Genomic DNA, 14,979 nt, shown 5'->3' on the forward strand with positions numbered 1-14,979 from the left:
CCAATTCTAATGACTCCGTAATGGGCAAAAAAAATAACGCTTCAGTCTTTGTGTTTTCAAAAAAAATGCTGGCAGTGGTGTTTCTGCTGTGGCTGGCTGTCATGGTGGACAATACCCGTGGAGAATGGGTAACACCAGCTTCTGTACATCAGGGCGGGATTGCCCATGTTGCTTCAAGGCTCTGGCTTCAGCAGCAGCCCGTGCTTAAATCCGCTATGGATGAAAAAGTCGCGGTTTCAAAAAGATCGGCAACGGTGGTTATTCTGATAGAAGACGACGGTTTTAGTGTACTGATCACTGAGCCGGCAGTCTTCACATGGCAGGATGCGTGCAATGCCACCACGCTTTCGGACATGACCCGGCATCTGCGCTGCCACGACCCCAATGCCCTGCTGACCGGGTTAAGAGCCACACTGCAGTTTAGTCACAATGGGGAGTCTGTGCAGGTGACCGGGTTTGCCTCGGTTTTGCAGGTGCAGACCACCGGGGGAACAGACCTGGCCATTGCTCCTTTTCAGAGTGATAGCCCGGGTCTGCCCGACCAGCAATATGAACAACAATACAGAGCCATTCTGGAGTACCTGTCCCGGCAAAGGAGAAAGTCTGAAGAGATAGACCGGCGAACAAGATGCTGGACAAACGTCATGTCAAGGTTAGCCCCTGAAAAACCGGACGAAGTGTTAAGGCAGGAGCAGAAAATAAAGGAGCAGCGAGCGCCTTTCAGGTTCCATTACTCACTGGCACACCGTTCGGCCCCGCAGGATGAAACGTTCTGGTTTTTTACGGACAAGATGCAGGGAAGAGAAATTGTGCTGACTCCCGACAATAACCTTTCTGCCTGCTCCCCTGTTTCCCTGCCATCGGGGAGCATGGTTGACCTGTCCAATGGTTCTAAAAGAAATCCTCCGCCCGTTGATAAACCAGCAGCTACGAAGAGCAAAAAAAGAAAACTCAGCACCAGCACCAGCACCAGCACCAGTAATAGCGAGAGCCCGCAGAGTGTCACAAATCCGCAGACCGAGGGTTATCCCGTGATACCGGATATCCTCATAAAACAGGAAGAAAATGTCATTGAATTTGGTGAAAGAAAAGTCTTGACAAGTGCTGAACTGTTTATCATCAAGCCGGAAAGCGGTATTACCAGAAAACCGCCAGAACCGCCTTTCAAAACAAATTGCAAGATTCAGGGTGCCCCAGCATTCTGGAAACTTTTTACTAAGAAAAAGCGACAGCAACTGGAAAACAGGATATTGGAATATATTAATAAAACCAATGAAGAAAGAGAGGCGCACATCGAAGGTCTGGTCAGAGAGGTGCGGTACGAGGCAAACGAGGGCGACCCTTACCAGGCTCTGGACGGGCAAAAGCATGTAGTAGCCGCCAAGAAACTGTCCAAGGGTACTGTACTGGGACATTACCGGGGCTCTCTCTGGTTGATAGATGAGAATGCCCCGTCTCCTGAGTGTGGTACGTTAGACCAGCAAATATCCTATTCCGTTAACTGTGACTACAAAGAAGAAGGAGAGAAAGCCGCGGATGATTGTCAGGAAATGTACTGGCTTTCAGGTTATGACGACGGCAATATTTTTTCCTGCATTAACGACTGTACCGTCACCAGTAATGCTGACCACGATACCGCTACTGTAGAGCCAAACGTCAGTTTCATTATTGTTTATATGGATGATTTCCCCGTGGTTATGGTCGTGACAACAGAGGATATCCCGGAGGGCAAAGGACTCTGGCTGAGCTATGGAGAACCTTACTGGGATTATAAAAACGAACCGGTTGTGGTGCCCGAAGATGAAAATGATCGTAGCGGAGCCAGGGCAAAAAACAAAAAACACGTGTGTGATGTGTGTGGAAGGGAGCTTGCTAATTCTGGAAGTCTCACAAGACACAAGCTCACCCACACAGGAGAGAAGCCTCATGAGTGCGATGTGTGTCAAAAGGGATTTATGCACTCCAGTGACCTCACAAGACACAAGCGCACCCACACCGGAGAGAAGCCTTATGAGTGCGATGTGTGTAAAAAGACATTTATTCAATCCGGACACCTCAAAGTACACAAACACACTCACACCAGGGAGAAGCCTTATAAGTGCGATGTGTGTGAAAAGAGATTTTCTGCTTCTGGAAACTTAGCAACACACAGGCGTAGCCACACCGGGGAGAAGCCTCATGAGTGCGATAAGTGCCAAAAGAGATTTGCTCAATCCGGAGGCCTCGTAAGACACAAACGCAGCCACACAGGGGAGAGGCCTCATGAGTGCGATAAGTGCCAAAAGAGATTTACTGACTCGGGAAACTTAGCAGCACACAAACGAACCCACACCGGAGAGAGGCCTTATGAGTGCGATGTGTGTGAAAATAGATTTGCTTGCTCCAATAACCTCGCAAGACACAAGCGCACTCAACACAAGGAATCCCCAACAGAACAACCACCACAGCAATAGTCTACACTCCCGCCAAAATCACCCAATAGCCCAATTCTACGGACACCACAATGGGCAAAAAAAATAACGCTCCAGTCTTTGTGTTTTCAAAAAAAATGTTGGCAGTGGTGTTTCTGCTGTGGGTGGCAGTCATGGTGGGTAGCGTCCGTGGAGAATGGGTAACACCAGCTTCTGTACATCAGGGCGGGATTGCCCATGTTGCTTCAAGGCTCTGGCTTCAGCAGCAACCCGTGCTTAAATCCGCTATGGATGAAAAAGTTGCGGTTTCAAAAAGATCGGCAACGGTGGTTATTCTGGCAGAAGACGACGGTTTTAGTGTACTGGCCACTGAGTCAGCAGTCTTCACATGGCAGGATGCGTGCAATGCCACCACGCTTTCCGACATGACCCGGCATCTGCACTGCCACGACCCTAATGCCCTGCTGACCGGGTTAAGAGCCACACTGCAGTTTAGTCACAATGGGGAGTCTGTGCAGGTGACCGGGTTTGCCTCGGTTTTGCAGGTGCAGACCACCGGGGGAACAGACCTGGCCATTGCTCCTTTTCAGAGTGATAGCCCGGGTCTGCCCGACCAGCAATATGAACAACAATACAGAGCCATTCTGGAGTACCTGTCCCGGCAAAGGAGAAAGTCTGAAGAGATAGACCGGCAAACAAGATGCTGGACAAACGCTATGTCAAGGTTAGCCCCTGAAAAACCGGACGAAGTGTTAAGGCAGGAGCAGAAAATAAAGGAGCAGCGAGCGCCTGTCAGGTTCCATTACTCACTGGCACACCGTTCGGCCCCGCAGTATGAAACGTTCTGGTTTTTTACGGACAAGATGGAGGGAAGAAAAGTTGTGTTGACTCCCGACAATAACCTTTCTGCCTGCACTCCTGTTTCCCTGCCATCGGGGAGCATGGTTGACCTGTCCAATGGTTCCAAAAGAAATCCTCCACCCGTTGATAAACCAGCAGCTACGAAGAGCAAAAAAAGAAAACTCAGCACCAGCACCAGCACCAGTAATAGCGAGAGCCCGCAGAGTGTCACAAATCCGCAGACCGAGGGTTGTCCCGTGATACCGGATATCCCCATAAAACAGGAAGAAAATGTCATTGAATTTGGTGAAAGAAAAGTCTTGACAAGTGCTGAACTGTTTATCATCAAGCCGGAAAGCGGTATTACCAGAAAACCGCCAGAACCGCCTTTCAAAACAAATTGCAAGATTCTGGGTGCCCCAGCATTCTGGAAACTTTTTACTAAGAAAAAGCGACAGCAACTGGAAAACAGGATATTGGAATATATTAATAAAACCAATGAAGAAAGAGAGGCGCACATCGAAGGTCTGGTCAGAGAGGTGCGGTACGAGGCAAACGAGGGCGACCCTTACCAGGCTCTGGACGGGCAAAAGCATGTAGTAGCCGCCAAAAAACTATCCCGGGGTACTGTACTGGGACATTACCGGGGCTCTCTCTGGTTGATAGATGAGAATGCCCCGTCTCCGGAGTGTGGTACGTTAGACCAGCAAATATCCTATTCCGTTAACTGTGACTACAAAGAAGGAGGAGAAGAAGCCACGGATGATTGTCAGGAAATGTACTGGCTTTCAGGTTATGACGACGGCAATATTTTTTCCTGCGTTAACGACTGTACCGTCACCAGCAATGCCGACGACAATACCGGTACTTTAGAGCCAAACGTCAGTTTCATTATTGTTTATATGGATGATTTCCCCGTGGTTATGGTCGTGACAACAGAGGATATCCCGGAGGGCAAAGGACTCTGGCTGAGCTATGGAAAACCTTACTGGGACTATAAAAACGAACCGGTTGTGGTGCCCGACGGTGATGACGATCATAGCGGAGCCGGGGCAAAAAACAAAAAACACGTGTGTGATGTGTGTCAAAAGGGATTTGCTTACTCCAGTAACCTCTTAATACATCAGCATAGCCACACCGGGGCGAAGCCTTATGAGTGCGATGTGTGCCAAAAGAGATTTGCTCATTCCGGAGACCTCGTAAGACACAAGCGCACCCACACCGGAGAGAAGCCTTATGAGTGCGATGTGTGTAAAAAGACATTTACTCAATCCGGACACCTCAAAGTACACAAACACACTCACACCAGGGAGAAGCCTTATAAGTGCGATGTGTGCCAAAAGAGATTTGCTCATTCCGGAGACCTCGTAAGACACAAGCGCACCCACACCGGAGAGAAGCCTTATGAGTGCGATGTGTGTAAAAAGACATTTACTCAATCCGGGCACCTCAAAGTACACAAACGCACCCACACCGGAGAGAAGCCTTATGAGTGCGATAAGTGCCAAAAAAGATTTTCTCAACTCGCACACCTCGTAAGTCACAAGCGCACCCAACACAAGAACCTTCCAACAGAGCAACCACCACAGCAATAGTCTACACTCCCGCCAAAATCACCCAATAGCCCAATTCTACGGACACCACAATGGGCAAAAAAAATAACGCTCCAGTCTTTGTGTTTTCAAAAAAAATGTTGGCAGTGGTGTTTCTGCTGTGGGTGGCAGTCATGGTGGGTAGCGTCCGTGGAGAATGGGTAACACCAGCTTCTGTACATCAGGGCGGGATTGCCCATGTTGCTTCAAGGCTCTGGCTTCAGCAGCAACCCGTGCTTAAATCCGCTATGGATGAAAAAGTTGCGGTTTCAAAAAGATCGGCAACGGTGGTTATTCTGGCAGAAGACGACGGTTTTAGTGTACTGGCCACTGAGTCAGCAGTCTTCACATGGCAGGATGCGTGCAATGCCACCACGCTTTCCGACATGACCCGGCATCTGCACTGCCACGACCCTAATGCCCTGCTGACCGGGTTAAGAGCCACACTGCAGTTTAGTCACAGTGGGGAGTCTGTGCAGGTGACCGGGTTTGCGTCGGTTTTGCAGGTGCAGACTACCGGGGGAACAGACCTGGCCATTGCTCCTTTTCAGAGTGATAGCCCGGGTCTGCCCGACCAGCAATATGAACAACAATACAGAGCCCTTCTGGAGTACCTGTCCCGGCAAAGGAGAAAGTCTGAAGAGATAGACCGGCGAACAAGATGCTGGACAAACGCCATGTCAAGGTTAGCCCCTGAAAAACCGGACGAAGTGTTAAGGCAGGAGCAGAAAATAAAGGAGCAGCGAGCGCCCGTCAGGTTCCATTACTCACTGGCACACCGTTCGGCTCCGCAGGATGAAACGTTCTGGTTTTTTACGGACAAGATGGAGGGAAGAAAAGTTGTGCTGACTCCCGACAATAACCTTTCTGCCTGCACTCCTGTTTCCCTGCCATCGGGGAGCATGGCTGACCTGTCCAATGGTTCCAAAAGAAATCCTCCGCCCGTTGATAAACCAGCAGCTACGAAGAGCAAAAAAAGAAAACTCAGCACCAGCACCAGCACCAGTAATAGCGAGAGCCCGCAGAGTGTCACAAATCCGCAGACCGAGGGTTATCCCGTGATACCGGATATCCCCATAAAACAGGAAGAAAATGTCATTGAATTTGGTGAAAGAAAAGTCTTGACAAGTGCTGAACTGTTTATCATCAAGCCAGAAAGCGGTATTACCAGAAAACCGCCAGAACCGCCTTTCAAAACAAATTGCAAGATTCTGGGTGCCCCAGCATTCTGGAAACTTTTTACTAAGAAAAAGCGACAGCAACTGGAAAACAGGATATTGGAATATATTAATAAAACCAATGAAGAAAGAGAGGCGCACATCGAAGGTCTGGTCAGAGAGGTGCGGTACGAGGCAAACGAGGGCGACCCTTACCAGGCTCTGGACGGGCAAAAGCATGTAGTAGCCGCCAAAAAACTATCCCGGGGTACTGTACTGGGACATTACCGGGGCTCTCTCTGGTTGATAGATGAGAATGCCCCGTCTCCGGAGTGTGGTACGTTAGACCAGCAAATATCCTATTCCGTTAACTGTGACTACAAAGAAGGAGGAGAAGAAGCCACGGATGATTGTCAGGAAATGTACTGGCTTTCAGGTTATGACGACGGCAATATTTTTTCCTGCGTTAACGACTGTACCGTCACCAGCAATGCCGACGACAATACCGGTACTTTAGAGCCAAACGTCAGTTTCATTATTGTTTATATGGATGATTTCCCCGTGGTTATGGTCGTGACAACAGAGGATATCCCGGAGGGCAAAGGACTCTGGCTGAGCTATGGAAAACCTTACTGGGACTATAAAAACGAACCGGTTGTGGTGCCCGACGGTGATGACGATCATAGCGGAGCCGGGGCAAAAAACAAAAAACACGTGTGTGATGTGTGTCAAAAGGGATTTGCTTACTCCAGTAACCTCTTAATACATCAGCGTAGCCACACCGGGGCGAAGCCTTATGAGTGCGATGTGTGCCAAAAGAGATTTGCTCATTCCGGAGACCTCGTAAGACACAAGCGCACCCACACCGGAGAGAAGCCTTATGAGTGCGATGTGTGTAAAAAGACATTTACTCAATCCGGACACCTCAAAGTACACAAACACACTCACACCAGGGAGAAGCCTTATAAGTGCGATGTGTGTCAAAAGGGATTTATTCACTCCAGTCACCTCACAAGACACAAGCGCACCCACACCGGGGAGAAGCCTTATAAGTGCGATGTGTGTCAAAAGGGATTTATTCACTCCAGTCACCTCACAAGACACAAGCGCACCCACACCGGGGAGAAGCCTTATGAGTGCGATAAGTGCCAAAAGAGATTTACTCACTCCAGTCACCTCACAAGACACAAGCGCACCCACACCGGGGAGAAGCCTTATGAGTGCGATAAGTGCCAAAAGAGATTTACTCACTCCGGAGATCTCGTAAGACACAAACGCAGCCACACCGGGGAGAGGCCTCATGAGTGCGATAAGTGCCAAAAGAGATTTTTTCAACTCGCACACCTCGTAAGACACAAACGCACCCACACCGGAGAGAAGCCTTATGAGTGCGATAAGTGCCAAAAAAGATTTTCTCAACTCGCACACCTCGTAAGTCACAAGCGCACCCAACACAAGAACCTTCCAACAGAGCAACCGCCACAGCAATAGTCTACACTCCCGCCAAAATCACCCAATAGCCCAATTCTACGGACTCCACAATGGGCAAAAAAAATAACGCTCCAGTCTTTGTGTTTTCAAAAAAAATGTTGGCAGTGGTGTTTCTGCTGTGGCTGGCTGCCATGGTGGACAGCGCCCGTGGAGAATGGGTAACACCAGATTCTGCACATCAGGTCGGGACTGCTCATGTTGCTTCAAGGCTCTGGCTTCAGCAACAACCCGTGCTTAAATCCGCTATGGATGAAAAAGTGGCGGTTTCAAAAAGATCGGCAGCGGTGGTTATCCTGGTAGAAGACGACGGTTTTAGTGTACTGGCCACTGAGCCGGCAGTCTTCACATGGCAGGATGCGTGCAATGCCACCACACTTTCCGACATGACCCGGCATCTGCGCTGCCACGACCCCAATGCCCTGCTGACCGGGTTAAGAGCCACACTGCAGTTTAGTCACAGTGGGGAGTCTGTGCAGGTGACCGGGTTTGCCTCGGTTTTGCAGGTGCAGACTACCGGAGGAACAGACCTGGCCATTGCTCCTTTTCAGAGTGATAGCCCGGGTCTGCCTGACCAGCAATATGAACAACAGTACAGAGCCATTCTGGAGTACCTGTCCCGGCAAAGGAGAAAGTCTGAAGAGATAGACCGGCGAACAAGATTCTGGACAAACGCCATGTCAAGGTTAGCCCCTGAAAAACCGGACGAAGTGTTAAGGCAGGAGCAGAAAATAAAGGAGCAGCGAGCGCCTTTCAGGTTCCATTACTCACTGGCACACCGTTCGGCCCTGCAGGATGAAACGTTCTGGTTTTTTACGGACAAGATGGAGGGAAGAAAAGTTGTGCTGACTCCCGACAATAACCTTTCTGCCTGCACTCCTGTTTCCCTGTCATCGGGGAGCATGGCTGACCTGTCCAATGGTTCCAAAAGAAATCCTCCACCCGTTGATAAACCAGCAGCTACGAAGAGCAAAAAAAGAAAACTCAGCACCAGCACCAGCACCAGCACCAGTAATAGCGAGAGCCCGCAGAGTGTCACAAATCCGCAGACCGAGGGTTATCCCGTGATACCGGATATCCCCATAAAACAGGAAGAAAATGTCATTGAATTTGGTGAAAGAAAAGTCTTGACAAGTGCTGAACTGTTTATCATCAAGCCGGAAAGCGGTATTACCAGAAAACCGCCAGAACCGCCTTTCAAAACAAATTGCAAGATTCTGGGTGCCCCAGCATTCTGGAAACTTTTTACTAAGAAAAAGCGACAGCAACTGGAAAACAGGATATTGGAATATATTAATAAAACCAATGAAGAAAGAGAGGCGCACATCGAAGGTCTGGTCAGAGAGGTGCGGTACGAGGCAAACGAGGGCGACCCTTACCAGGCTCTGGACGGGCAAAAGCATGTAGTAGCCGCCAAAAAACTATCCCGGGGTACTGTACTGGGACATTACCGGGGCTCTCTCTGGTTGATAGATGAGAATGCCCCGTCTCCGGAGTGTGGTACGTTAGACCAGCAAATATCCTATTCCGTTAACTGTGACTACAAAGAAGGAGGAGAAGAAGCCACGGATGATTGTCAGGAAATGTACTGGCTTTCAGGTTATGACGACGGCAATATTTTTTCCTGCGTTAACGACTGTACCGTCACCAGCAATGCCGACGACAATACCGGTACTTTAGAGCCAAACGTCAGTTTCATTATTGTTTATATGGATGATTTCCCCGTGGTTATGGTCGTGACAACAGAGGATATCCCGGAGGGCAAAGGACTCTGGCTGAGCTATGGAAAACCTTACTGGGACTATAAAAACGAACCGGTTGTGGTGCCCGACGGTGATGACGATCATAGCGGAGCCGGGGCAAAAAACAAAAAACACGTGTGTGATGTGTGTCAAAAGGGATTTGCTTACTCCAGTAACCTCTTAATACATCAGCATAGCCACACCGGGGCGAAGCCTTATGAGTGCGATGTGTGCCAAAAGAGATTTGCTCATTCCGGAGACCTCGTAAGACACAAGCGCACCCACACCGGAGAGAAGCCTTATGAGTGCGATGTGTGTAAAAAGACATTTACTCAATCCGGACACCTCAAAGTACACAAACACACTCACACCAGGGAGAAGCCTTATAAGTGCGATGTGTGTCAAAAGGGATTTATTCACTCCAGTCACCTCACAAGACACAAGCGCACCCACACCGGGGAGAAGCCTTATAAGTGCGATGTGTGTCAAAAGGGATTTATTCACTCCAGTCACCTCACAAGACACAAGCGCACCCACACCGGGGAGAAGCCTCATGAGTGCGATAAGTGCCAAAAGAGATTTGCTCAATCCGGAGGCCTCGTAAGACACAAACGCAGCCACACAGGGGAGAGGCCTCATGAGTGCGATAAGTGCCAAAAGAGATTTACTGACTCGGGAAACTTAGCAGCACACAAACGAACCCACACCGGAGAGAAGCCTTATGGGTGCAATGTGTGTGAAAAGAGATTTGCTCGCTCCGAAGGCCTCACAAGACACAAGCGCACCCACACCGGAGAGAAGCCTTATGAGTGCAATGTGTGTCAAAAGAGATTTGCTCTTTCCAGTAACCTCTCAAAACACAAGCGCACTCAACACAAGGAATCCCCAACAGAACAACCACCACAGCAATAGTCTACACTCCCGCCAAAATCACCCAATAGCCCAATTCTACGGACACTACAATGGGCAAAAAAAATAACGCTCCAGTCTTTGTGTTTTCAAAAAAAATGTTGGCAGCGGTGTTTCTGCTGTGGCTGGCTGTCATGGTGGACAATACCCGTGGAGAATGGGTAACACCAGCTTCTGTACATCAGGGCGGGATTGCCCATGTTGCTTCAAGGCTCTGGCTTCAGCAACAACCCGTGCTTAAATCCGCTATGGATGAAAAAGTTGCGGTTTCAAAAAGATCGGCAGCGGTGGTTATTCTGGTAGAAGACGACGGTTTTAGTGTACTGGCCACTGAGCCGGCAGCCTTCACATGGCAGGATGCGTGTAATGCCACCACGCTTTCTGACATGAACCGGCATTTGCGCTGCCACGACCCCAATGCCCTGCTGACCGGGTTAAGAGCCACACTGCAGTTTAGTCACAGTGGGGAGTCTGTGCAGGTGACAGGGTTTGCGTCGGTTTTGCAGGTGCAGACTACCGGAGGAACAGACCTGGCCATTGCTCCTTTTCAGAGTGATAGCCCGGGTCTGCCTGACCAGCAATATGAACAACAGTACAGAGCCATTCTGGAGTACCTGTCCCGGCAAAGGAGAAAGTCTGAAGAGATAGACCGGCGAACAAGATTCTGGACAAACGCCATGTCAAGGTTAGCCCCTGAAAAACCGGACGAAGTGTTAAGGCAGGAGCAGAAAATAAAGGAGCAGCGAGCGCCTTTCAGGTTCCATTACTCACTGGCACACCGTTCGGCCCTGCAGGATGAAACGTTCTGGTTTTTTACGGACAAGATGGAGGGAAGAGAAATTGTGCTGACTCCCGACAATAACCTTTCTGCCTGCACTCCTGTTTCCCTGTCATCGGGGAGCATGGCTGACCTGTCCAATGGTTCCAAAAGAAATCCTCCACCCGTTGATAAACCAGCAGCTACGAAGAGCAAAAAAAGAAAACTCAGCACCAGCACCAGCACCAGCACCAGTAATAGCGAGAGCCCGCAGAGTGTCACAAATCCGAAGACCGAGGGTTATCCCGTGATACCGGATATCCCCATAAAACAGGAAGAAAATGTCATTGAATTTGGTGAAAGAAAAGTCTTGACAAGTGCTGAACTGTTTGTCATCAAGCCGGAAAGCGGTATTACCAGAAAACCGCCAGAACCGCCTTTCAAAACAAATTGCAAGATTCTGCGTGCCCCGGCATTCTGGAAACTTTTTACTAAGAAAAAGCGACAGCAACTGGAAAACAGGATATTGGAATATATTAATAAAACCAATGAAGAAAGAGAGGCGCACATCGAAGGTCTGGTCAGAGAGGTGCGGTACGAGGCAAACGAGGGCGACCCTTACCAGGCTCTGGACGGGCAAAAGCATGTAGTAGCCGCCAAAAAACTGTCCAAAGGTACTGTACTGGGGCATTACCGGGGCTCTCTCTGGTTGATAGATGAGAATGCCCCGTCTCCTGAGTGTGGTACGTTAGACCAGCAAATATCCTATTCCGTTAACTGTGACTACAAAGAAGAAGGAGAAGAAGCCACGGATGATTGTCAGGAAATGTACTGGCTTTCAGGTTATGACGACGGCAATATTTTTTCCTGCGTTAACGACTGTACCGTCACCAGTAATGCTGACCACGATACCGCTACTGTAGAGCCAAACGTCAGTTTCATTATTGTTTATATGGATGATTTCCCCGTGGTTATGGTCGTGACAACAGAGGATATCCCGGAGGGCAAAGGACTCTGGCTGAGCTATGGAGAACCTTACTGGGACTATAAAAACGAACCGGTTGTGGTGCCCGAAGATGAAAATGATCGTAGCGGAGCCAGGGCAAAAAACAAAAAACACGTGTGTGATGTGTGTGGAAGGGAGCTTGCTAATCCCGGAAGTCTCACAAGACACAAGCTCATCCACACCGGAGAGAAGCCTTATGAGTGCGATGTGTGTCAAAAGGGATTTGTTCAACCCCATAACCTCATAGTACACAAGATGCGCACCCACACCGGAGAGAAGCCTTATGGGTGTGATATGTGTAAAAAGGGATTTGCTGAATCCGGAGACTTAGCAAAACACAAGCGCACCCACACCGGAGAGAAGCCTTATGAGTGTGATGTGTGTCAAAAGAGGTTTGCTGTTCTCGGAGACTTGGCAAAACACAGGCGCACCCACACCGGAGAAAGGCCTTATGAGTGCGATGTGTGCCAAAAGGGATTTGCGTGCTCCAGTAACCTCATAAGACACAAGCGCATCCACACCGGAGAGAAGCCTTATAAGTGCGATGTGTGTGAAAAGAGATTTGCTTGCTCCAATAACCTCGCAAGACACAAGCGCACCCAACACAAGAACCTCCCAACAGAACAACCGCCACAGCAATAGTCTACACTCCCGCCAAAATCACCCAATAGCCTAATTCTACGGACTCCACAATGGGCAAAAAAAATAACGCTTCAGTCTTTGTGTTTTCAAAAAAAATGCTGGCAGTGGTGTTGCTGCTGTGGCTGGCTGTCATTGTGGGCAGCGTCCGTGGAGAATGGGTAACACCAGCTTCTGCACATCAGAGCGGGATTGCCCATGTTGCTTCAAGGCTCTGGCTTCAGCAGCAACCCGTGCTTAAATCCGCTATGGATGAAAAAGTTGCGGTTTCAAAAAGATCGGCAACGGTGGTTATCCTGGTAGAAGACGACGGTTTTAGTGTACTGACCACTGAGCCGGTAGTTTTCACATGGCAGGATGCGTGCAATGCCACCACACTGTCCGACATGACCCGGCATCTGCGCTGCCACGATCCCAGTGCTTTGCTGACCGGGTTAAGAGCCACACTGCAGTTTAGTCACAGCAGGGAGTCTGTGCAGGTGACCGGGTTTGCCTCGGTTTTGCAGGTGCAGACCACCGGGGGAACAGACCTGGCCATTGCCCCCTTTCAGAGTGATAGCCCGGGTCTGCCCGACCAGCAATATGAACAACAGTACAGAGCCATTCTGGAGTACCTGTCCCGGCAAAGGAGAAAGTCTGAAGGGATAGACCGGCGAACAAGATGCTGGACAAACGCCATGTCAAGATTAGCCCCTGAAAAACCGGACGAAGTGTTAAGGCAGGAGCAGAAAATAAAGGAGCAGCGAGCGCCTGTCAGGTTCCATTACTCACTGGCACACCGTTTGGCCCCGCAGGATGAAACGTTCTGGTTTTTTACGGACAAGATGGAGGGAAGAAAAGTTGTGCTGACTCCCGACAATAACCTTTCTGCCTGCTCCCCTGTTTCCCTGCCATCGGGGAGCATGGTTGACCTGTCCAATGGTTCCAAAAGAAATTCTCCACCCGTTGATAAACCAGCAGCTACGAAGAGCAAAAAAAGAAAACTCAGCACCAGCACCAGTAATAGCGAGAGCCCGCAGAGTGTCACAAATCCGCAGACCGAGGGTTATCCCGTGATACCGGATATCCCCATAAAACAGGAAGAAAATGTCATTGAATTTGGTGAAAGAAAAGTCTTGACAAGTGCTGAACTGTTTGTAATCAAGCCGGAAAGCGGTATTACCAGAAAACCGCCAGAACCGCCTTTCAAAACAAATTGCAAGATTCAGGGTGCCCCAGCATTCTGGAAACTTTTTACTAAGAAAAAGCGACAGCAACTGGAAAACAGGATATTGGAATATATTAATAAAACCAATGAAGAAAGAGAGGCGCACATCGAAGGTCTGGTCAGAGAGGTGCGGTACGAGGCAAACGAGGGCGACCCTTACCAGGCTCTGGACGGGCAAAAGCATGTAGTAGCCGCCAAGAAACTGTCCAAGGGTACTGTACTGGGACATTACCGGGGCTCTCTCTGGTTGATAGATGAGAATGCCCCGTCTCCTGAGTGTGGTACGTTAGACCAGCAAATATCCTATTCCGTTAACTGTGACTACAAAGAAGAAGGAGAGAAAGCCGCGGATGATTGTCAGGAAATGTACTGGCTTTCAGGTTATGACGACGGCAATATTTTTTCCTGCATTAACGACTGTACCGTCACCAGTAATGCTGACCACGATACCGCTACTGTAGAGCCAAACGTCAGTTTCATTATTGTTTATATGGATGATTTCCCCGTGGTTATGGTCGTGACAACAGAGGATATCCCGGAGGGCAAAGGACTCTGGCTGAGCTATGGAGAACCTTACTGGGACTATAAAAACGAACCGGTTGTGGTGCCCGACGGTGATGACGATCATAGCGGAGCCGGGGCAAAAAACAAAAAATATAAGTGTGATGTGTGTGGAAGGGAGCTTGCTAATTCCGGAAACTTAGCAAGACACAAGCGCACCCACACCGGAGAGAAGCCTTATGAGTGCGATGTGTGTCAAAAGAGATTTTCTCAACTCAATCAACTCATAGTACACAAGATGCGCACCCACACCGGAGAGAAGCCTTATGGGTGTGATATGTGTAAAAAGGGATTTACTGAATCCGGAGACTTAGCAAAACACAAGCGCACCCACACCGGAGAGAAGCCTTATGAGTGTGATGTGTGTCAAAAGAGGTTTGCTGTTCTCGGAGACTTGGCAAAACACAGGCGCACCCACACCGGAGAAAGGCCTTATGAGTGCGATGTGTGCCAAAAGGGATTTGCGTGCTCCAGTAACCTCATAAGACACAAGCGCATCCACACCGGAAAGAAGCCTTATAAGTGCGATAAGTGCCAAAAGAGATTTTCTCGACTCGCACACCTCGTAAGTCACAAGTGCACCCAACACAAGAACCTTCCAACAGAGCAACCGCCACAGCAATAGTCTACACTCCCGCCAAAACCACCCAATAGCCCAATTCTAATGACT

General features: G+C 49.3%; 6 protein-coding genes. All 6 read left to right on the forward strand.

The window, feature by feature from the left end:
• Positions 1-20 precede the first annotated feature (20 nt).
• From NX720_RS15680 to NX720_RS15705, 6 genes are read left to right on the forward strand one after another with little or no spacing between them, the layout of a single operon-like run.
• Positions 21-2,453 (forward strand): C2H2-type zinc finger protein, encoded by a 2,433-nt coding sequence (locus NX720_RS15680; RefSeq protein WP_262595748.1) that lies wholly within the window; start codon positions 21-23, stop codon positions 2,451-2,453.
• Between the two features lie 50 nt (positions 2,454-2,503).
• Positions 2,504-4,846: a C2H2-type zinc finger protein gene (locus tag NX720_RS15685; RefSeq protein WP_262595750.1), complete on the forward strand. Its 2,343-nt coding sequence runs from the start codon at positions 2,504-2,506 to the stop codon at positions 4,844-4,846.
• Between the two features lie 50 nt (positions 4,847-4,896).
• Positions 4,897-7,491, forward strand: a complete 2,595-nt coding sequence (locus NX720_RS15690) for a C2H2-type zinc finger protein (RefSeq protein WP_262595751.1) — start codon at positions 4,897-4,899, stop codon at positions 7,489-7,491.
• 50 nt (positions 7,492-7,541) lie between these two features.
• Positions 7,542-10,142 carry a C2H2-type zinc finger protein gene (locus NX720_RS15695; protein ID WP_262595754.1) on the forward strand — a complete coding sequence of 867 codons (2,601 nt, stop codon included), beginning with the start codon at positions 7,542-7,544 and terminating at the stop codon, positions 10,140-10,142.
• A 50-nt stretch (positions 10,143-10,192) separates the two neighbouring features.
• Positions 10,193-12,544, forward strand: a complete 2,352-nt coding sequence (locus NX720_RS15700) for a C2H2-type zinc finger protein (protein WP_262595756.1) — start codon at positions 10,193-10,195, stop codon at positions 12,542-12,544.
• 50 nt (positions 12,545-12,594) lie between these two features.
• Positions 12,595-14,934 (forward strand): C2H2-type zinc finger protein, encoded by a 2,340-nt coding sequence (locus NX720_RS15705; RefSeq protein ID WP_262595758.1) that lies wholly within the window; start codon positions 12,595-12,597, stop codon positions 14,932-14,934.
• Positions 14,935-14,979: the final 45 nt, after the last annotated feature.

The sequence above is a fragment of the Endozoicomonas euniceicola genome (assembly GCF_025562755.1).
Lineage (GTDB): Bacteria > Pseudomonadota > Gammaproteobacteria > Pseudomonadales > Endozoicomonadaceae > Endozoicomonas_A > Endozoicomonas_A euniceicola.